Here is a 19,671-nt window from a genome sequence, read left to right as displayed (position 1 = left end):
ATGTTGCGAAATTCGTCTATAAGCCATATGTTTACGAACTTCACAAAAATAACAAAAGATATTTAAATATTCGCGAACTAAGCGTTACTTCCCTTTTAAGCTCCCTCAAAGAATAAGGATTTTCTCACGAATGCTGGAAGTTTTTTATCAAGATTGCCGAGACATGCATCTGTAATCTCAACCAGTTGTTTCTTTAATACATCTATTAATTCATGAATATTCGGAGGGTCAACTTCCCATGTTTTGGGGCTCGTCCCTTTTCGAAATATAAGGTGATAGTGGTGAGTAACCCTATGAATTTGTTTTAGTTTTGGAAATATCCAATGGTCACATGCAACGATAATATGTCCAACATTCCAAAGAATATTGTTATTGAATCCATCTGGAACAATATGGGCGATGTCAGAATTCATCCCTTTAACAAAGGCTATAGTTCTGTTCCGAACGTCATTAAACTGACTAATCATGTTATTATCCAATATTTATTCCTCCTCTTTGTTATTATTTCGCAATACCCTTCTACGAAGACTTCTTGAATAACTTTCTTCTGATCCCATTACAAAAAAGATGATATGAATCTATATTCAAAAAATTGTGCCCTAATGTCGAAATATGGAAGGTATTTCATATTTAGTATCGAATTATGAAATGGATAAAAAATACATCTGGAGGTATATTCTGCATGATCACAAAAGATAAAGGACTTAAGTTTTTCTGCCAATTCTCTAAACCACGGATCATTTATATTCTTGGCAAAATGAATCCTAAATTAAGTCAGTAACCTTGTGTGTAAGTTCAAAGCGGGACAATCCGTTGTCATAACGGCGCCACCGGCAATTTGGGTACGCTTATTTTACGCTCCAAGAATTGGAAGGTTGCCCATTGCTGTCCATCCCACGGTTTCAAGGGTTTATCTTACATATGCTCACTCGCAGGATTTCAACACCCATAGATCTGACGAATACTCGAAAATAAGTTCACGTAAGAACATGGTTCGCATTTGAGGCACATTTCCCTATGTTGTTATGGTCCTGTGATGGTGTCATATTCCGGGAAAGGCACTGTTAAGAAATTGTTCAGTATTTTCATATATACTAATATTTCGATGGGAATCGACAAAATTCGGAGTGAAAGAGCGGTGGTACTGTGACAAAAGCCCATAAAGAAAAGGAAGAACGTTACGAAACGAAAGGAGTTTTACCGTGTTGTTGAAAAGACATGCTTGGACCTTGATTACAGCCGGCATTCTGTTGTTATTGGCCTTCTGCGGCGCGAATCAGCACGCTTTTGCGGAAGGAAGCCGCGACCTGGTGAGCCAGGGAGGAAACAGGCCATTCATGGAATGGGATATTGAAAAGAATACATCGGGAATAACCAGAACGACGGAATTGAACGTCTATGCCAAATCAGGAGAAATCATCCATCTGGGATCAAGCATTCATACCTCTTATGACGTAGGCAGCGGTGTGCGGGAAGATATCGTGCTTATCAGCCCGTCCGGGACCAGGCAGGTGCTTGATGTCGTAAAGGACGGCGCCGGGTATATCGGCACGGTTGCCCAGGAAACGGCGGGACCGAATATCAACAATTCCGCGCCGGCAGGTTTTACGCCGCGTTCTGTTACGGCTAACGAAGGAGGCTGGTGGAAGGTTGAATTCCATGCCGCAGCCAGAAGCCGTAATGTAGCATCGGATCCTGCGGCTATTTTGACAACGGCGCAGTGGCTGGATAATGGTGGAAATACGCCAGTCGTGCCCGCATGGGATGTTACCGTTACGGATGCAGGAGGAGCTGAGAAAAAAGGGAGATTGTTCTCCTACTCGCTTGCATTGAATATGGGCGGTAACAATAACATCGCTCTTAAATCGAAAGTGTATATTTTAACAAAAGATGGATTTCAATATTTGACGGATATGAATGGCATTGATCCATTCGGATTCATCTTCTTTTCGAACAACCGCGGTTATATTGATAACGGCAAAACGCTGTATCATTCGGTAACGCTGTCCACCGATACGAATCCTGCTCCATTGGGCGGGGTAACGGTGCAAAATCCGAAACAGCCGGATACGGTTACGGGTATGACGCATCGCGTGTTTTTCAACCAGCCGAGCGAGGATTTGCCGTCCGACATTCCTACGGCGCCGCTCAGTTTGCCGGCACCGGAAAACTTCAATTTTGTCAATGCGGCCGGCGCCGGTCCGGTAACACCGGTCCAACAGGGTGGGACCTTCTCATTCACACTAAATCGTTCCGCGACGTACCAGCTTATTATCGATACGGACAGCAATGGTGTATTTGACCCGAGCGCGGACAAGGTAATTGAGGATGTCGCAAGTCCGGGATTGAATCAACTTCAGTGGAACGGGAGTAACCGCGCCGGCAATGCTGTTCCTGTAGGGGCATACAAAGCAAAGCTGCTGATCAAGGGCGGGGAGTATCACTTTCCTCTGCTCGATGTTGAACATGCTCCGAACGGGATCAAAATTAACATGCTGAATCCGCCAGGTGCTTTCCCGACGGGTGTGACGAACAGCACGGTTTATTATGATGACAGCAATTACACGACATCAAACGGTACACCTATCAGCCTTGATCCGGGAACAGGCATGGTTGCTCCCAGCCCGAGGAATGCAGTTACGGGCCAAGACAGCTCGAACGGAGCGCACGGGTTTAGCGGCAACTATGGCAACAACAAGGCAATGGATACATGGATTTACTTTCCGGGACCGAGCAGCGAGTTTACTGCTTATGTGACTGATAGTTCGATTAGCGGGGTTGTCTTTATGGACACTGACCAAGACGGCGTACAGGATTCCGGAGAAGCCGGAATTGCCGGTGTGGAAGTGAACGTGACCGATCCGTTGGCAGGAACTTTTACGGTAACGACGGATGCGAACGGGGCCTATGCGCTACCGGTTAATCGAGGTTCGGTTACGGTGGAGATTGACCCATCCTCCAATACGGAATTGAATGGAATGGCGTCCACCACCGGCGGATCAAGCCAAACGGTCAGTGTGACAATCAGCGGCAATGCTGCCGTGCCCGCGTTCGGGTATGTGAACCGGCCGCCGTCTGTAGCGAACATCGCGAAGTCTGGCATGGCCGGAGAGGACATCGCGTTTGCTGAGGCGGATTTTACGGCGAAGTTCACGGATCCTGAGCAAAGCCCGCTGGCGAAAGTGAAGATCGTGACGCTGCCGCAGGCGAGCGAAGGGACGCTGAGGCTTCTCACGGGTGCAGGCAGCACGCTTGTGACGGAGGGTCAGGAGCTTGCGCTGACCGATCTGGACAAGCTGGTATTTACGCCGGCGGCCGGCAAAACGGGCGAGGTGACGTTCCTGTGGAACGGTACGGATGGCTCGGCCTACGCGGTGGCGGACGCGCAGGTGAAGATCACACTGAACACTCCGCCTGTCGTGAGCGACATCAACAAAGCAGGCCTCAATGATACGGTGATCGAATTTACAACCGCCGATTTCGCGCAGAATCCCGCCTATCAAGATGCCGATGGCGATACGCTGGACCATGTGCTTATTACGCTGCCGAATCATTTTGATGAACAAGGCAAGCTTTGGTACACAAGCACCGTTACTGGTGTGGTATATATTAGCCCTGGAATCGATACTTTAATCAGCAGAGCGGAGCTGAACAGCTTGAAGTTTGCCCCGGCGGAAGGTTTGCCGAACGGCACAGTTTCGTTCCCTTGGCAAGCGCATGACGGACATTATTACTCAACGTCCGCTGCGCTCGTAAATATTGCCTACAACGGCAAGCCTGTGGCAGAACCGCAAACTGTAACAGCGGAGGAAGGAACAACGATAATCAGGCTTGTCTTAAAGGGCGCGGACCAAGAAACGGTTACAGGACTGGTCTACTCGATTGTATCCCAGCCAGGGAAAGGGACGCTTGCTCCTGCTTCAGACAACTTGAGTGAAGACGTGTGGAATTACACGCCGAGTGCCGGCTTTACCGGAGGAGAAGACAGTTTTAGCTTTACGGTCACGGACAGCGACGGCCAAACGAGTCAGCCTGCAACTGTGACGATTCTCATCAACAAAGCGTTAGACGGATGGGTCGGGACCAAGAATCAAGGCGACGAGACCATTGTCAAAGCAGTGCCGGGAAACCCGCTCAAGCTATCGGCGGTAAGTTCACTTCTGGCCGATGAAGTCACAGCCCTCGTTAACGGAACGCAGGTTTCGCTCCTTCTCGCAAACCCGGAAACGTACCAAACGGATGGCTTCAAGAAATGGGAGAAAGCGAATTATACACTTCCCGCTGCGACAGCGGCAGGTGAATACACCGTAACTTTTGAAGCGAAAAAAGCCGATCAAACGTTGCTGCCTGCCGAGAAGAAACTGGCAGACAATAAGTTCCGGGTTGCAGGTGCCAGTCTGCAGTTAACAGCTAATCCCGATAGCATTATTGGCGATGGCCAATCGACAACGGTGCTGACAGCCGTGATTCAGGATGTCGACGGGCAGCCGATTGCCGACGTAGAGGTGGTATTCGCTGCGCCGCCTGGTGGAGGCTCGTTTGTCGGATCGGATCGGGCCATAACGGATGCGCAGGGTAAAGCCACTGTCACCTACAGGTCAGCTAATATTTCGAGCGATGAAGCGCAAAGCATCCCAGTTACGGCCACGGTGATTGATGAAGCCAAAGGATTGGCCGCACAGGATCAAATAACCGTCATCTTTATGCCGGCGACGATCAGAGGCATTATTACGAAAGGCAGCAACAACGAGGATGTTGCTGGAGCAACGGTGAGAGTAACGCTCGATTTAGACGGAGACGGCGTCATTGAGCCGGGGGTCGATTTTGACAAGACGGTTATAACGGGTGCTGACGGTTCGTATTCCCTTCCCGTTCCCAAAGGGGACCAATTATACAGCCTGGAGATCACGCAAACGGTGGCTGTCGGCGGAGTTCAAACACCGATAACCTACAAGCAAACAGCGGAAGTGGGTAAAATATCCGGCAGCGGCGTAGAGGATTTTGATTCCAGAAAAACCGTAACAGGCATTATTCTTCTCAAGAAGCCTGACGGACTGTCCAGTTTATTCAGCAGCGATGTGATCAGCAAGACGAAGGTATATCTGAAAACGACCGAGGGAAGCTACATCATGGATGGAGCGCTCCCTAAAGCATTTGGGCTGCAAGGCAGCGGGGTATTCAGCGCAGACGGTTTAGCCGTTGGGACGTACAGCGTGGAAATCCGTTATGAAGTGGAGCCAGGCCAGGAGATTATCATCAATCGCAGCGAGGTCACCGTGAAAAAGGACGGGGAAATGAACATCTCGGAAGAACTGGTCGACCCCTACGGAACGGTTACGGACGGCGACTTCCCTCATGCAACGATTCAGGGTGCCGTAGTTACGCTGTACTATGCCAATACGGCCAGAAACGGCGCCAAAGGCGGAACCCAGGTTACGCTGCCCGGAATTCCCGGCTTCGAACCGAACAACAACGCGAGCCCGGTGCAAAACACGGACGCGAACGGATTTTATGCTTATATGGTATACCCGGACACGGATTATTATCTCATCGTAACGAAAGACGGATACGATACGTATGTGAGTCGGACGATTTCTGTCGGTAAGGAAATTGTCAAGCACAATGTGCAGCTGTTCCGTCCGGAATCAACGTCGTCCTCATCCTCTGTTACGGAATCAGCAGAGTATAAGGCAACGATCAATCTTTCCGTGGATCGTAATCTGGTGGAAGAAGGCGGCACAACCGCCATTACCGTTGATTACAAAAACATCGGATCCGGCTCCATTCCGAGCGGCGAGGTCATCATTACACTACCCAAAGGTGTGGAAGTGGTTGATGCGAATGGCGGTAAAGTGAAGGAAGACACGATTACATGGACAATCGGCAACTTGCCTGCCGGAGCCTCCGGCAGCTTTAAGATTATTGTCAAGTGGCCGCAGTTGACGACCGCGGAACAACAATTTGAACTGTCCGGACAGTTCAGGGCCGTCGGCAATAAAGCAAATACAGTCAGCTCGAATGTGCTGGTGAAGGTATTCGCGAATCGTTTTGGTCATCTGCAGCATCAGCGCTATATTCTTGGATATCCGGATAAAATGTTTAAACCGGATCGTTCGCTGACCCGCGCCGAGCTGGCTGCCATTGTGGCCCGGTTAACGGAGAACGGCAAGATCAGCGACCCGCTCCAATTTAACGATGTGACAGAAGCCCACTGGGCCGCGAACTACATCAAGATTGTAACGAAGCATCGCTATTTTGGCGGTTATGAAGACGGCAGCTTCCGACCGGAAGCAGCGGTAACCCGGGGCGAGCTGGCTTCCGTGATGACACGCTTCCTGAAATTGGAGGTTAGCCCGATAGCCGAGCTTCACTTCTCAGATGTCAAAGGCCATTGGGCTGGGGCGGCGATCGAACAGCTGTATCGAGGACATTTTCTCACGGGCTACCCCGATGCGACATTTAAGCCTGATCTCGCTATTCGCAGGGACGAAGCGGTAACCATGATCAACCGGATGCTGTATCGCGGACCGCTGAAAGGCTTGTCTCCGCAATTCCCGGATATGCCGGAAACCCATTGGGCATTTGGAGACGTACAGGAAGCAACCGTATCGCATGAATCAACCCGGAATAAAGACGGAAGCGAAACCTGGAAGAACAATATTGAAGATGATGTCCGCTAAGTTGACAAAGGCGATTTCTTAGCCTAAACAAAATGTTTAGCGAAACGAAAGACTGTCCCAAACAATAGAACTAGCGGCAGCCATGGACTAGAAAATAGTCTTAGGCTGCCGCTGTTTTATTGAACGTTTTCCGATTAATAAATGTTATTTAGCGTTTTTTAATAATCATTTCTCAGTAAGTGCAAAAAGCGTTAATTTAGCATAGAAGTCCTCTAGAATAAAACGAGAATCAACACTCCGATACACCCGTATTTTCCTGTTACCAGGTCTGGGAATATAACTCATATCTGAAGCTATTTCAGGTGCCTCTATCCAATCATAATCGAACGGTTGGTCATTAAGCAGCAAAGAAACAGCTGGGGAATCACCCAGAATCCAAATCTCGCCTTTTGGCCATTCGAGTCGATGCCCATTTTTCATATTATGACTAATTAGATATTCATACAGGTATTTCCCAACTTTTCCATGTGGATAAACTTTTACAGCTAATTCGGCTAGCTCAACACGAACCATATCGTAAACGTTCTTGGGTACCTGCCATAATCGTATAGGTGAATTAAAAACCACACGAGCCGCATCTATATCGTTGGAAAGATTAAACTCTGGATTTCCTTCAGGGTAGGTCCCACCGCCAATCCATATTGCAGTAAGACGCTCTGCGATTCCGGGCTCTTGCAGATACGCAGAAGCCAAATCTGTTAAGGGTCCTTGAAAGGTGACAAACAAGGGTAATGGGTCTTCTTTAAGGGCCTCGCGAATAATTAAATTTGAACCTTCCGAAGGAATGGGCGTATTGGGGTCGGGTAATTTACAAGGTGCACCATGCAAAACATCAAACTTTCCTAGCATCCCCATCAAATCGAGTACATGATTGATTTCATAATAGGAGTCTTCCATTGCCGTGGCACTTCTAGTACCAAAGTGCGCACCTATAATACCTTTTATTTGCAATCGGGGTGATAAAACAGCATGTACAATAGCATATTGATCATCAGCCTCACATTTAGCTTCGGTATTGATAATGAGTCTAATTTGTTTTTCTTTAGGTACTTCAAAGGGCATATTCCTAAGCAACATTTTCAACTCCCAGATTGTTTTGTTCATTCTATTTATACCTTAACGAACATCACTGGTATTAAAAATGAAGTTTATTAATTCCTTTGTGCAATTTTTTAATGTATTTCACTAATCTGCCCGTTACTTCAACGAACATCAAAAAGAAGCTGCCTTCGCGGCAGCTTGTTGACTATTATTTTGCCTCTGATCGAATGGGAGAAAAATGCAACACGTTCACATCATCTCTTGAATAAAACACGCTCTGTCATTTAAGGGAGTTTCAACTCAATCTCTATGCGGTTAATCCCGCTTGTAATGCTCGTAAAATCTGTAGTCAAGGAATCCGAGTATTTATCTTCTCTAACCTTACGAATCATCATTTGCACAGGTTCTTCACCTTCCGGCATGAATCTGGCCGTGATTGTATACCTGCCAAGAGGAACATCCTGTATGCCGAAGCCATCCGGTGAGTTCGTGCCATTGCCGGTGATCACCTGTCCGGGACTACCGTCAATAATCGTTCCTTCAGGGATCAGCGTAATCTCCACATCTTCCCTATTCGGCGGAGGAAGCGTGCTGCCTTTCGGATTGATCAAATCCATCATATAAAAGAGAACTTTCCCTTGACAGGAATAGCATCCTTCGGGCTTGGTACCGCTAGCATTCCATGTGAAATTGCGAATCGCTCCGTCATCGCTAGCGAATGGCTTGTCGTTATCGGAAATGAGGTTAAACGTATACGACTCGCCGTTATACGGACGTGTGATTCGGGCGCTCACCAGCCACGTAGTCGCTCGCATGCCTAACGGGATCCGGTAGTAACCATCCGCGTCGGTTACCGCTATCGCGTTGCTATTATACAGCAATTGATTATCGGCGACGACCTCCGCACCCTTGATCGGGTTTCCCTGAGCATCAGAAACGCGACCTTTTACAATTCCAGATTCGATCATTTCATTACTGGAGTTCTGCATTCCGCCATCGTTGGCGCCATTGCCTTCGATGTTAATTACAAACCCGCTGCCGCTATCGGCAAACATCACTTCATAACCGCTATTCTCCGAAACAAACCTCAGCGGGACCATGGTCTTGCCATTTAAGATTTGCGCAGGCACTTCCAAATCAACCGCTTCACCATTAACCATCGCTTTTAGGCTATCAAGCGTAAGTTCGATCTCCAGGCCGTCTTTGGCTCCTGTTGCCTTTCGAACTCCGCCCTTATCGGACCAATTTACTTGAAACCCTAGCGTTTCAAACAATTGTCGGAAAGGCACGAGCGTGTTCCCGTCTCTGATCACCGGGTGTGCGTCTTCAAATTTCAGCAAATCTCCATTAAAGTAGACCTTCAATGCGTTCGATGCGGCAAAAACGGACTGCCATGTCATAACAATAAAAAGCGCAATACCAAAAAAAAAGACTGACAATATTTTAAAAGCGGAAAATTTCTTCAAGATTTCATTCTCCTTTCTTGTCATAGCCATACTCTCTTATTTGCCGAGCATCGGTTCACCGACAATACTGCCGTATCCCTTAAATTCTAATTCCAGCTCAAGACCGGAATGTAACTATCTTACTGGTAAACACCGCTTTCAAACATGATGCTGCGGAACCCATTTTGTTCCATTAATCGCTGTGACTTGTCATGAATTTTCATGACTCAGTCATCTTAGAAAATAGGCGATGCATGTATTTACCCCTCTTATATACTTAAAGGAATAAGAAACATAGAATATAATATATTTTTATTTATTGAATATTCACTATAAAATAGCACTAAGCAACAACATGCAAGTTTGAAAATACTGCGAACTCGCAGCGAACAGTAAAGGAGGAGTGAAGTATGAAAGCAGCAGCATTTTCATCGATCGGCGGACCGGAAGTCTTGAAAGTCATTTCTTATCCAGATCCGCAAGCCGGTCCAGGACAAGTAAGAATTCGTGTAAAGACGGCTGGGGTACAACATTACGATTGTGCAGTCCGAAGCGGCTGGACCCCACAAGGTGTCTCTATAAATCTTCCTCAAATACCAGGTAACGAATTTGCTGGCGTCATAGACCAGATTGGGGAGGGAGTAACCGAATTCTCCGTGGGTAACGAAGTGCTTGGTTTCTCAACGTTGAATTGTTATGCCGAATATGTGGTCGCAGGTACTGATCAAATCGTGAGAAAACCGGAAACGATGTCTTGGGAAGAAGCAGGCGGGTTAACCGGAAACGGCCAGGGCGCTTATATCGCGTTAAAAGCGATCGGTGTCGGACCTGGCGATACCGTACTGATCCATGGAGCGGCTGGATCGTTAGGTGCTTTCGCCGTGCAGTTGGCAAAAGAATGGGGAGCTAAGACCATTATCGGTACCGCCAGCGAGAGTAATCACGATTATCTTCGATCCCTCGGAGCCATACCGACTACTTATGGGGAGGGTCTTGTTGATCGCGTACGTTCACTAGCACCGGGAGGTATCGATGCCGCATTCGATACGGCTGGGGCTGAAGCTTTACGGGCTTCAGTTGAATTGGTGAAGGATAAGAATCGGATCTGTACGTTCGTCGCATACGACCTCATTGAAGAGCTCGGACTTCGTGTCGTTCGTGGCGAACGCTCAGCAGCCCGCCTTGCCGAATTGGTAGATCTGCATTCAAAGGGCAAGCTGCGCATCCATATCAGACAAACGTTCCCCCTTGATCGTGCCGATGATGCGCACCGCGCTATCGAAACCAGGCATGGACGCGGCAAAATCATCCTTACAATCGATTAAACGGTACATAACGAGGCTGCCAATCAATCCAGAGGCAGCCTCGTTGTGTAGTTTATCGGACTATCGTAACCCATAAGCATAGTAATGAAGTTATTTCTCCGAAGCGGTTTCCATTCCCAGCCTTTTATATATCAAACTCTTCCAGATAAAATACAGGTTCGCCTGTTAATTTACTCATGTACATAAATCGTTCCTTGTATTTAGCTTTGAATATGGTATTTTCCCTCATTGAGAACATAATAGTATTGTAATATTTTTGAGGTTTATGTAGCAGACTGCCACTCTTGTCTATAAAAGAAGTTTTCCCCTTGATGCTGACCATTGCGATACCGTTTAAAAACTCAAAAGCTTCGTCAAATGCCGGTTCGATAACCATATTTCCGCAAATGTCTATGTATCCATATTGATGTTGAAATTTAATGCTCAGCAAACCTTCCTTAAAGCAATTCCAGGTAAACGGTAATTGCTCCAGCAACAAAATTCCCTTAGTATCAATGACACCGCATGTATGTCTCTGACTAACGACAGCCAACCCTTCCGAAAAAGAACTCCCGACTCTATACCCCTCCGGTACATGTAAAATATCTCCTTTATCATTGATAAAGAGCGTTTGTCTCGATGGCAACGTAACCCATGCATATCCATCATTAAAGTGCCCAGCCTCCTTGTAGGTTGGCTCTATGAACCACGAACCGTGTTCATTCATAAAGCCATAAAGCTTTTCCGGAGTTTCAACGTTTACTTTCCCTTCCCTAAATTTCCAATTCGATGTATAACTTTTCCTATCGATCTCCGAGATGAGCTCACCGCTTCGGTTTATTACCATAGACCGGTCTGCCTTATCCACAACACAGCGATTATCGCTAAATGATGATGCCCAGTCCAAATCAGGTTCTATGACATATTCTCCTGCATGATTTATAAATCCAATCTTACCTTTATAGTTAATTCGTCCAAGTCCATTAGAGAAATAATTTGCCCGGTCAAAAATAGGTGGAACCACGATATCCCCTTGGTCATTTATATAACCGTATTGTCCATTTTTTCGGAATGGGCTTAAATCAGTAGTTTCATTGGATATCAGGGGGATCTTTGACTCTTCACGAAGTTGGACCTCAAGAACTGTAATAGAATCTAATACATCTTCATCGCATTTATCGTAGTTTAGCCACGACATATTTTCTATTTTCAAAATCTTCTTAAACTTATCAACGTTCTTGTTTCCAGCAAGCACTTCTTGCAGTAAAATGATGTGCCTTTTTGAAAGCTTGAATATTGAAAATATATCTGCATCTGTATGTTCTCCATGGGTGCTTATGTGTTCTTCAACGTTAGTTTCATACTCCACATTGAATTCTGCATGGAGTGCCCCCCTTAGGAATACGATATACCCCCAACCATGATCCTCGTTATTCCAGAAATACAATAGCGGTAATTTATGAGACAAATTTTCACAAAATTCTTCCGTGGAAACCGTGCTAGGAGTAAATAATACCGACCATTTGGAGTTCAAGTGATTCACAATACAATTAAAATCCGTAACCCGATTAACATAATTCGCAACTAAACGTATATCTTTCCTTAAAAACAATATCCCGCTTGTAAACTCACTCATACCATTCCTCCAATGCTCACGTTTCCATGCTCCAATAATTTATCTCATTGAAGATCTATAATCCTTGACTGTCTTCCCCTCTAGCTCCTTAAAAACTTTACAGAAATAAGAAGTCTCCTGGAAGCCGGTACGTTCAGCGACTTCGTACACTTTTAAGGTGGAACCGCGAAGTAATTGCTTGGCCTTTTGAATCCGGAAACGGTTCATATATTCGATGATGCGCATGCCGGTTTCATTTTTAAACAAATTGGATAAGTAGTTCGTACTTAAGTTCAGCACTTCGGCCATCTTGGCAACGGTTACATCTTCTGCGTAGTGATCGTGAATATAGGCTATGGCCAATTGAATTTCCCAGCGAACTGCTGAACGATCCATGGAACTCCCCATCACTTGACGGACCATTTCCAGAAACAACTGCTCGAAACGAACCAAAGGCTGCAGCGTATCGATGGCTTCAAGCAATTCCCCGTTCCATTGCTGCATCTGATCGGTGAGCTTGTTTTTTTCCAAAGCTAGTGCTTTGATCAGCGCATATAAATCAATCAGCAGTTGACGAAGCTCAGCAAATACAAGCTTACACTCACCCAACTTTTGAAATAAAACTTCGATTTGTTTTTCCACATCCGTAATATGGCTGTTTTTCATCGTTGTGATTAATGGCTCCAAAGACTGCGCGTTCATCGTGCGTTCAGCAGTAGATTTGCCTAAGAGATGTATGGTTGAATACGTATACACTTTACCCAATCCCTCATAAATAGCATGATGCAAAGCCGCTTGAGCCTGTCCGTACAAAGCTGCCAAATCTTTCAAGCCATAACCGATGGAGCTGATGCCAACAGTCAAGGTACCGTCCCGCTGCTTAACACGTGCATACAGTTGTAACACTGCTGCTTGCGCCTCCTCCGCGCATTTCCGTTCGCTCTTCTCATCAGGAAAGGAGTAGATCACAGCCGTCTTCCGCTCAGTAATGGGTACGATCATACATGGCAGAGCAAGGTCACTCCGGCACTCATCCGCTGTTAGCCTGCCTTCCGCCAACAATACCATACAGGGGCCGTCATGAACAGGAAAATGAATGGCAGCGGCCTGGTCTTCCATATCCCTTAAATCCTTCAACTCGCCAAAAAGCAGCTTTCGGCCTAATATCCATTTCATCTCTAGCAGACTGGACGCGAGAATCGTTTCTTTTTTCCTCCGTTCCTGATCGGCCATGATCTGCGCCCTCATCTGCTGGAGAAGCTTCTGTATCGCTGCAGGCTCCAGATCATGCTTTAACAGATAGTCCTCCGCGCCGAGCTTCAACGCTTCTTTCACAAAACGAAAATCATCGTAGGAGCTTAACGCCACAATTTTAATAGCAGGGTCGGTGCGTTTGACGTTCTGAATGAGGTCTATACCGTTCATTTCCGGCATCGTGATATCGGTTACGATCAAATCCACATGATGATGCTGAAGCAAGCCCAGCGCATGGCTTCCGTTCAGCGCCTCGCTGACAATCCGGAAGCCGTAATCTTCCCAGCGGATAATGGTTTTAATGGCATATCGGTAAATGGCGTTGTCTTCTACTATCATCGCATTCAGCATATCCGGTCCTCCTAAGAGCTTTTATATGGCAAACGCAAAATCGCTTTCGTCCCTTGCCCCGGAACACTTTCGTAGCTTAAACCATACCTCTCCCCGTAGTATAAGTGCATCCTTTCGTTCACATTGCGAATACCTATGCTGGTTACCCCAGGCATAGCTTGTTTACGGTTTTCCCCGTTCAGAATACGGGTGATTTGCCCGGCATCCATGCCGACCCCGTTATCTTCCACGGTGATAACAAGTTGGTGTTCCTCTTTCCACGCCTGAAGATTAATGACCCCGATGCCTTTGGACATTTCAATTCCATGAAGAATAGCATTCTCCACAAGCGGTTGGAGGATAAAATAAGGCACCTCACAAGCTAATACCGAATCGTCAACCTCGTATTTCATCTGGAAAGCTTCGCCATACCCGATTTTCTGTATAAAGATATAGTTTCGCAAATGGTTGATTTCCTGTTCCAGACTATGAAACTCCCCTGCACGGCGGACCGAATACTTCAGCAAATCGATGACAGCTGTCAACATACGATCGATATCAGGCTGATTGTGCATGCGGGCATACCATTTGACGGTTCCCAAAGTATTGTAAAGAAAATGCGGGTTAATTTGGCTCATCAAGACCGTGAACTCGGCCTGCTGCTTGGCAATCCGCTCTTTATAAACCGTATTGATCAGATCGTTAATACGAGAGACCATGAAATTAAATCTCACAGATAAGCTGCCGATTTCATCCCGGCCGAGAGGGGCAATGCGAACGTCAAAATTACCGTCCTCCACTTTGCGCATTGTCTGCTCCAGTAATTTAATATTGCGCGTAGTTGAGTTAGAAAGCAGTATCGCAATGCCTGTTGAAATCAAAATAGCAATCAAGGAGACAAGGACAATGACCAGCACCAACACTCGTGTATCCGAAAGCAGATTGGACAAAGGAATAAAACAAAGCACCCGCCACCCAAGGGTTGACGTTCGTTCTTGAATAAGCAGATGTCCATCCGCCTTGGCATTATGAGCGAAAGCCGTTGAGGATTGAGTATCTTGCAAGGTGGAGGCTAAGCTACTGTTGATAAGATCATCCGCTTCCTCGGTCTCTCCCCCTGCCAACAGCTCGTTTGTTTGATTGAGAATGGCCATATTATTGGGCTGAATGATGGAACTATTCGTGCTCAAAGATAAGAAATAGTCCGCATCGACACTGAAGATGATCGTACCCAAACTTTGGTCAATTTGGCTTACATCCACAAAATCCCGAACGAGAAATACTTCTTTCCTTTGCCGAAAAGAGGGCGCCCATCCTTTGTTGTTTCCATGCGCACGCAAATAAGCGGAACCTGTATTCGTAATCTCTTGAACCGCTTTCTGGTCAAGCGCATAATCGAGCCCTTTTTTGTTTTCCCACCAATAAACCCTGCCCCCTTTCGTTTGAATGAATATCGAATTCATATAGGGGTTGCCATTACCGTATTGAGCAAGCAGATACTCCATGCGGCTGCGAAAAGCCGGATAATTCTCGTTAGTTACCGCTTCGCCTGTCTCCGAGACGATTTGCCGGATCGCGCTGTCGCTCATCACATAAACCGATGAAGTGAACACCTCTTTCGCCCGATTCTCAATGTTATCTGAAACTTGATGAATGACCTGTACGGCGAGGTCTTTCGTATTGGATTCGATGAATTGAATGGATGCATACAGGGCGACTCCACCGATCGCTAATGTAATAAATAAAATAATAATCATATTGGATAACAATATTTTTGTCCGAATGCGATAGTCTTTGATCCGACTCAGTTTCCAAGGGCTAGTCATCATAATGGGAGCTCTCCTTGCTTACTTGTCATTTCGCCCGCTTGCGTATCCGGTCAAAAGCTTGGTCCAGCTCTTGGATACACCGGTCAACATTGTGGTCCCGATCAATCACAAATTTTGTAAGCGCATCCATATAAGTTCTGAAAAGGTCTTGATTTGAAAAATCATTCGTATATGGAGACCAATCATAGACTCTTTCGGTTTTGATGTACTGCTGATCCAATTCAATGTAAGTGGGATCAAAATCGGTCGGCAAGCCCTTAATGACCGATAGCGCCTTCTTGTCCTTTTGGAACACATTGCCCATTTCTTGCGAAGCGAATAGCTCGAGCACTTGAAGCGCCGCTTCTTTATGCGGGGAATTAGGATTAATCACGATCCCGCCGGTTGATTTCAAACCGAATTTGGCGTCCTCCGGATTCTCGGAATTCGGAAAAGCAAAAAGTCCGAGATTGCTTGCCGGATTTTTGGATTTCACCCCATCAATGGTCCATGTTCCGTTCAGTATCATTCCAGCCTTCCCTTCGGCGAGCATTTGCTGAGCCTGATTCCAATCCGTTTCGAAGGGCTTGTCATTAATATAAGCTAGTCGCTCTCCGAAGCGCTTCAGCACATCCTTGAAATGAACTTGGTCGTCTGCAAAAGTGGTTTTCCCTGTCTCTACGTTGGAAATCCAATTTTGACCGCTGATGAACTGTTTCGCCATCAGATCGCCGGCAATGTCCCAAGAAAGAGTCCAGCTATCCTTATAGCCGGCAGCGATCGGGATAATGCCCGCCTTTTTTAACTTATCGCAAGTCTCCAGAAACGCAGACCAGGTCGACGGAACCGTGCGGATGCCCGCTTTGGCAAAAGCGTCCTTATTATAAATGACGCCAACGCCGTTGACATCAATTGGCAGTGCCCATATTTTTCCATCCTCAGTCTTCACCCCGTTCAAATATTTCTCGTCGATTTGCGATAGAAACGGCTGCCCGGTTAAGTCCATCGCATGCCCCGTATGGATTAAATCTTTTGCATAGCTGATCGAATCGAGCATATAAATATCCGGCATATTGTCAGATATGGCACGGGCACGTAACAGATTCATGTAGGCACCGCCGTCAACGCCCATCAGACCGAAACTATACTCCGGATGCTTCTTCGCGAACAGCTGCGTTCCGGTGTCCAGCCATTTCCTGGCGCCCTCTTCTTCAAAATGATGAATCCAAGTAAGTGTTTGCGGCTTGGCTGCTCTGGACTCCTGCGAAGGCATTAATGTCGACGTTTTCGAATGACATGCTGAAAAGATGATCGGCAACAATACTAGTAATGCAATCCTATATGGCTTCATAGTTCCCCTCACTTCCATGATAGCGGTTACAATTATTATAGCGGACATTGGCGGCAAAAGAATATATGAAAAAGCATGCTGCCGCGGCAGCATGCTTTTATTTTCTTGCTAATCTTCCAAACGTGGTCCTGCCATCACAATTTGTTCATCGACGCCGGTGAATTTCTTGAAATTTCGAATGAATCGGTTGGCCAGATCCCAAGCCGCACGCTCATATGCTGCCGGATCCTCCCACGTATTCCGGGGCTGCAGAACTTCGCTCGGTACGCCAGCCACAGAATCAGGGCACTGAAGACCGAATGTCTGATCAGCCTTGAAATTCGCCTGTTCTATGGTTCCATTTAATGCTGCCGTAACCATCGCTCTAGTATATGCTAATTGAATTCGTTTGCCTACGCCAACCGGGCCTCCAGTCCACCCGGTATTGACAAGGTACACCTTCACGCCATGCTCATCAATTTTCTGGCCAAGCATTTGTGCATAAACGGTTGGCGCAAGTGGAAGAAACGGTGCTCCAAAGCAGGATGAGAAGGTCGCCTCCGGCTCCGTAACCCCTCTTTCCGTACCCGCCAGCTTCGAGGTGTATCCGGACAAGAAGTGATACATCGCCTGCTCTTTCGTTAGCTTCGAGATCGGCGGCAGCACCCCGAAAGCATCTGCCGTTAAGAAAATGATGACGCCTGGATGGCCGGCAGTTCCCGGTATCATAGCGCCCGAAATCGCTTCGATCGGATAGGCTGCGCGCGTGTTTTCCGTAATCGTCGTATCATGATAGACAGCCTTAGCCGTTTCAGGCTCAAGCACCACATTTTCCAAGACCGAGCCATACCCGATTGCCTGCCAGATCTGCGGTTCTTTCTCCTCAGAGAGGTAAGCACATTTGGCGTAGCAGCCGCCTTCAAAATTGTACACGCCGGAATCCGTCCAACCATGCTCGTCATCCCCGATCAACCGGCGGTTCGGGTCGGCTGATAGCGTCGTTTTCCCCGTGCCCGATAGACCGAAGAACAGCGCTACGTCGCCTTCCACGCCAACGTTTGCCGAGCAGTGCATCGGGAGGGCCCCTCGAATTGGCAGCAAGTAATTCAATACGCTGAAAATTGATTTTTTCATCTCTCCTGCATATTCAGTACCGCCAATCAGAACGATTTTTTTCTCGAAGGATATGCAAATGAACGTCTCGGAGTTCGTACCATGAACGGCAGGGTCTGCTTTTAAACCCGGAAGCGCGATGACGGTAAACTCGGCTTTATGCTTCAGTAGCTCTTCGGTAGTCGGGCGAATGAACAGTTGTTTAACGAAAAGGTTATGCCACGCATATTCATTCACGACACGAATCGGCAGCCTATAGGTAGAATCCGCTCCTGCAAATCCATCGAAGATGAAAAGTTCCTTATCCGCCATGTAGTCCTGCGCCTTCTGATACAGCAGATCAAACTGCTGACGCGAGATCGGCTGGTTTACAGCCCCCCAGTCCACTTTGTCCATAACGGACGGTTCTTTGACGATAAATTTATCTTTAGGCGAGCGGCCTGTAAATGCACCTGTGAATACTTGGAGAGCTCCAGTTGACGAAAGCCCGCCTTCTTTTCTCTGCAATGCGAGTTCAACTAATTGTGAGACTGATAATTGATAATGAGTGCTTCCTTCTTTAACATGCTGAACGTTAGCTTTCATTCCCTGTTTCACCCTTTTCGCCATAATTAGTATGTTTCATTTGTTATTTAGTGTACATTATTTTTTGATTATTGTACATAAAAAATCATTAATCGGGTATAAAAAGAATGTTTATCGCTGAAAACTTTTATATATGACATATTATTGAATCAAAAAAAGAGAAACCTGATAAAGGTTTCTCAACGATCATATCCATATAAATCTGAGGGGGGATTAAGATGACACCCCTTTGTCTTTAGACGATTGAAAGGTAAGCGAGATGATTTGATCGACTTTCTTAATCACTTCATTGGAACCAAATCCAGGAGTATAGCTAAATAGGGGTGTCGCAAGCTCTCGGTTTATGATGTCGAAAGGTCGAACGCCTGCATGATTCCTTCAGCAGCATCATTTTCTGGGAAATATTCGAGACCTACGGCTCCGGTATAACCCGTCGCTTTAATGGCCTGAAAAATGCGGTCGTACGCTAGTTCGCCGGTAATCAGCTCCCGCCTGCCCGGGATCCCGGCCGCATGAAAATGGCCGATCCACTTGATGTTATTATTAATCGTTGCCATAATATGTCCTTCGGTAATCTGCTGATGATAAATATCATAGAGGACACGGACATGCGGGCTTCCAACCTGCTTGATAATATCAAATGCTTCAGACGATGAGGCCAAAAAGTAGCCCTTGTGGTCAACTCGCGTATTTAGAGGCTCAACAAGCAGCGTGATGCCCGCCTGCTCAAGCATTGGAACACAGTTTCGAAGTCCTTCGATCAGCGACTGTTTCTGCTCTTCTCTAGAAACCCCTTCTAATTCCTGACCTACTTGAGAAATTAACTGATGACAGTTCAGCCGCTGAGCGACTGCAATCGATTCTCTGAGTCCTTGCATATAAGCTTCCCGATGCGAAACATCTACCAAACTGATGAATCTCGTACAGATTGCCGCAACCGATACGCCATTTTCACTCACTGCTTGCCCCACCGCTTCAAGATCCTTATCCCACCACGTCCAAAACTCAATCGTATCGCACCCGGCAGCCTTAATCTTCCTCACGCTTTCAGTAAAATCCTGATTTCGGAACAGCGCATCTACACAAACGGATAGTTTCATCATCATCCCTCTTTCTGCACGATTACCTGCATCATCTATTTTCTCATAAATTCGGATAGATTGCTT

At 46.6% G+C, this 19,671-nt stretch carries 11 protein-coding genes; 2 read left to right on the top strand and 9 right to left on the bottom strand.

Annotated elements, in window-relative coordinates:
* Positions 1-95 precede the first annotated feature (95 nt).
* Positions 96-479 carry a DinB family protein gene (locus tag ICC18_RS02190; RefSeq protein WP_188172734.1) on the bottom strand — a complete coding sequence of 128 codons (384 nt, stop codon included), beginning with the start codon at positions 477-479 and terminating at the stop codon, positions 96-98.
* Between the two features lie 726 nt (positions 480-1,205).
* On the opposite strand from ICC18_RS02190, the gene ICC18_RS02185 reads away from it, so the two are divergent.
* Complete coding sequence (locus tag ICC18_RS02185) at positions 1,206-6,680, top strand: S-layer homology domain-containing protein (RefSeq protein WP_188172733.1); 5,475 nt, start codon at positions 1,206-1,208, stop codon at positions 6,678-6,680.
* Positions 6,681-6,845: 165 nt separating this feature from the next.
* Here ICC18_RS02185 and ICC18_RS02180 read toward each other — a convergent pair whose 3' ends face one another.
* Both ICC18_RS02180 and ICC18_RS02175 read right to left on the bottom strand, forming a co-directional pair.
* Positions 6,846-7,784: a nucleoside hydrolase gene (locus ICC18_RS02180; RefSeq protein ID WP_223192254.1), complete on the bottom strand. Its 939-nt coding sequence runs from the start codon at positions 7,782-7,784 to the stop codon at positions 6,846-6,848.
* A 221-nt stretch (positions 7,785-8,005) separates the two neighbouring features.
* Positions 8,006-9,187: a stalk domain-containing protein gene (locus ICC18_RS02175; protein WP_188172732.1), complete on the bottom strand. Its 1,182-nt coding sequence runs from the start codon at positions 9,185-9,187 to the stop codon at positions 8,006-8,008.
* A gap of 389 nt (positions 9,188-9,576) precedes the next feature.
* Here ICC18_RS02175 and ICC18_RS02170 point away from each other — a divergent pair, with 389 nt between their 5' ends.
* On the top strand, positions 9,577-10,491 hold the full coding sequence (locus tag ICC18_RS02170; protein WP_188172731.1) for an NADP-dependent oxidoreductase: 915 nt from the start codon (positions 9,577-9,579) through the stop codon (positions 10,489-10,491).
* 124 nt (positions 10,492-10,615) lie between these two features.
* Here ICC18_RS02170 and ICC18_RS02165 read toward each other — a convergent pair whose 3' ends face one another.
* The 6 genes from ICC18_RS02165 to ICC18_RS02140 form a co-directional block, all read right to left on the bottom strand.
* Positions 10,616-12,106 (bottom strand): WG repeat-containing protein, encoded by a 1,491-nt coding sequence (locus ICC18_RS02165; RefSeq protein ID WP_188172730.1) that lies wholly within the window; start codon positions 12,104-12,106, stop codon positions 10,616-10,618.
* Between the two features lie 39 nt (positions 12,107-12,145).
* Positions 12,146-13,690, bottom strand: coding sequence for a response regulator (locus ICC18_RS02160; RefSeq protein WP_188172729.1), 1,545 nt, complete (start codon positions 13,688-13,690; stop codon positions 12,146-12,148).
* 11 nt (positions 13,691-13,701) lie between these two features.
* Positions 13,702-15,498, bottom strand: coding sequence for a sensor histidine kinase (locus ICC18_RS02155; RefSeq protein WP_188172728.1), 1,797 nt, complete (start codon positions 15,496-15,498; stop codon positions 13,702-13,704).
* A gap of 25 nt (positions 15,499-15,523) precedes the next feature.
* Positions 15,524-16,828: an ABC transporter substrate-binding protein gene (locus ICC18_RS02150; protein ID WP_188172727.1), complete on the bottom strand. Its 1,305-nt coding sequence runs from the start codon at positions 16,826-16,828 to the stop codon at positions 15,524-15,526.
* A 108-nt stretch (positions 16,829-16,936) separates the two neighbouring features.
* Complete coding sequence (gene pckA / locus ICC18_RS02145) at positions 16,937-18,505, bottom strand: phosphoenolpyruvate carboxykinase (ATP) (protein ID WP_188172726.1); 1,569 nt, start codon at positions 18,503-18,505, stop codon at positions 16,937-16,939.
* 341 nt (positions 18,506-18,846) lie between these two features.
* Positions 18,847-19,611 (bottom strand): hydroxypyruvate isomerase family protein, encoded by a 765-nt coding sequence (locus tag ICC18_RS02140; protein ID WP_223192253.1) that lies wholly within the window; start codon positions 19,609-19,611, stop codon positions 18,847-18,849.
* Positions 19,612-19,671: the final 60 nt, after the last annotated feature.

This window comes from Paenibacillus sedimenti, assembly GCF_014534655.1.
Classification (GTDB): Bacteria; Bacillota; Bacilli; order Paenibacillales; family NBRC-103111; genus Paenibacillus_E; species Paenibacillus_E sedimenti.
Note: the sequence above shows the minus strand (reverse complement) of the source record. Positions and strands in the feature narration are given on the sequence as shown.

What these genes read in the sequence shown, in the direction of transcription:
- ICC18_RS02180 (WP_223192254.1), bottom strand. Translation starts at nt 7,784, where the DNA reads ATGAACAAAACAATCTGGGAGTTGAAAATGTTGCTTAGGAATATGCCC.
- ICC18_RS02170 (WP_188172731.1), top strand. Translation starts at nt 9,577, where the DNA reads ATGAAAGCAGCAGCATTTTCATCGATCGGCGGACCGGAAGTCTTGAAA.
- ICC18_RS02165 (WP_188172730.1), bottom strand. Translation starts at nt 12,106, where the DNA reads ATGAGTGAGTTTACAAGCGGGATATTGTTTTTAAGGAAAGATATACGT.
- ICC18_RS02160 (WP_188172729.1), bottom strand. Translation starts at nt 13,690, where the DNA reads ATGCTGAATGCGATGATAGTAGAAGACAACGCCATTTACCGATATGCC.
- ICC18_RS02155 (WP_188172728.1), bottom strand. Translation starts at nt 15,498, where the DNA reads ATGATGACTAGCCCTTGGAAACTGAGTCGGATCAAAGACTATCGCATT.
- ICC18_RS02150 (WP_188172727.1), bottom strand. Translation starts at nt 16,828, where the DNA reads ATGAAGCCATATAGGATTGCATTACTAGTATTGTTGCCGATCATCTTT.
- pckA (WP_188172726.1), bottom strand. Translation starts at nt 18,505, where the DNA reads ATGAAAGCTAACGTTCAGCATGTTAAAGAAGGAAGCACTCATTATCAA.
- ICC18_RS02140 (WP_223192253.1), bottom strand. Translation starts at nt 19,611, where the DNA reads ATGATGATGAAACTATCCGTTTGTGTAGATGCGCTGTTCCGAAATCAG.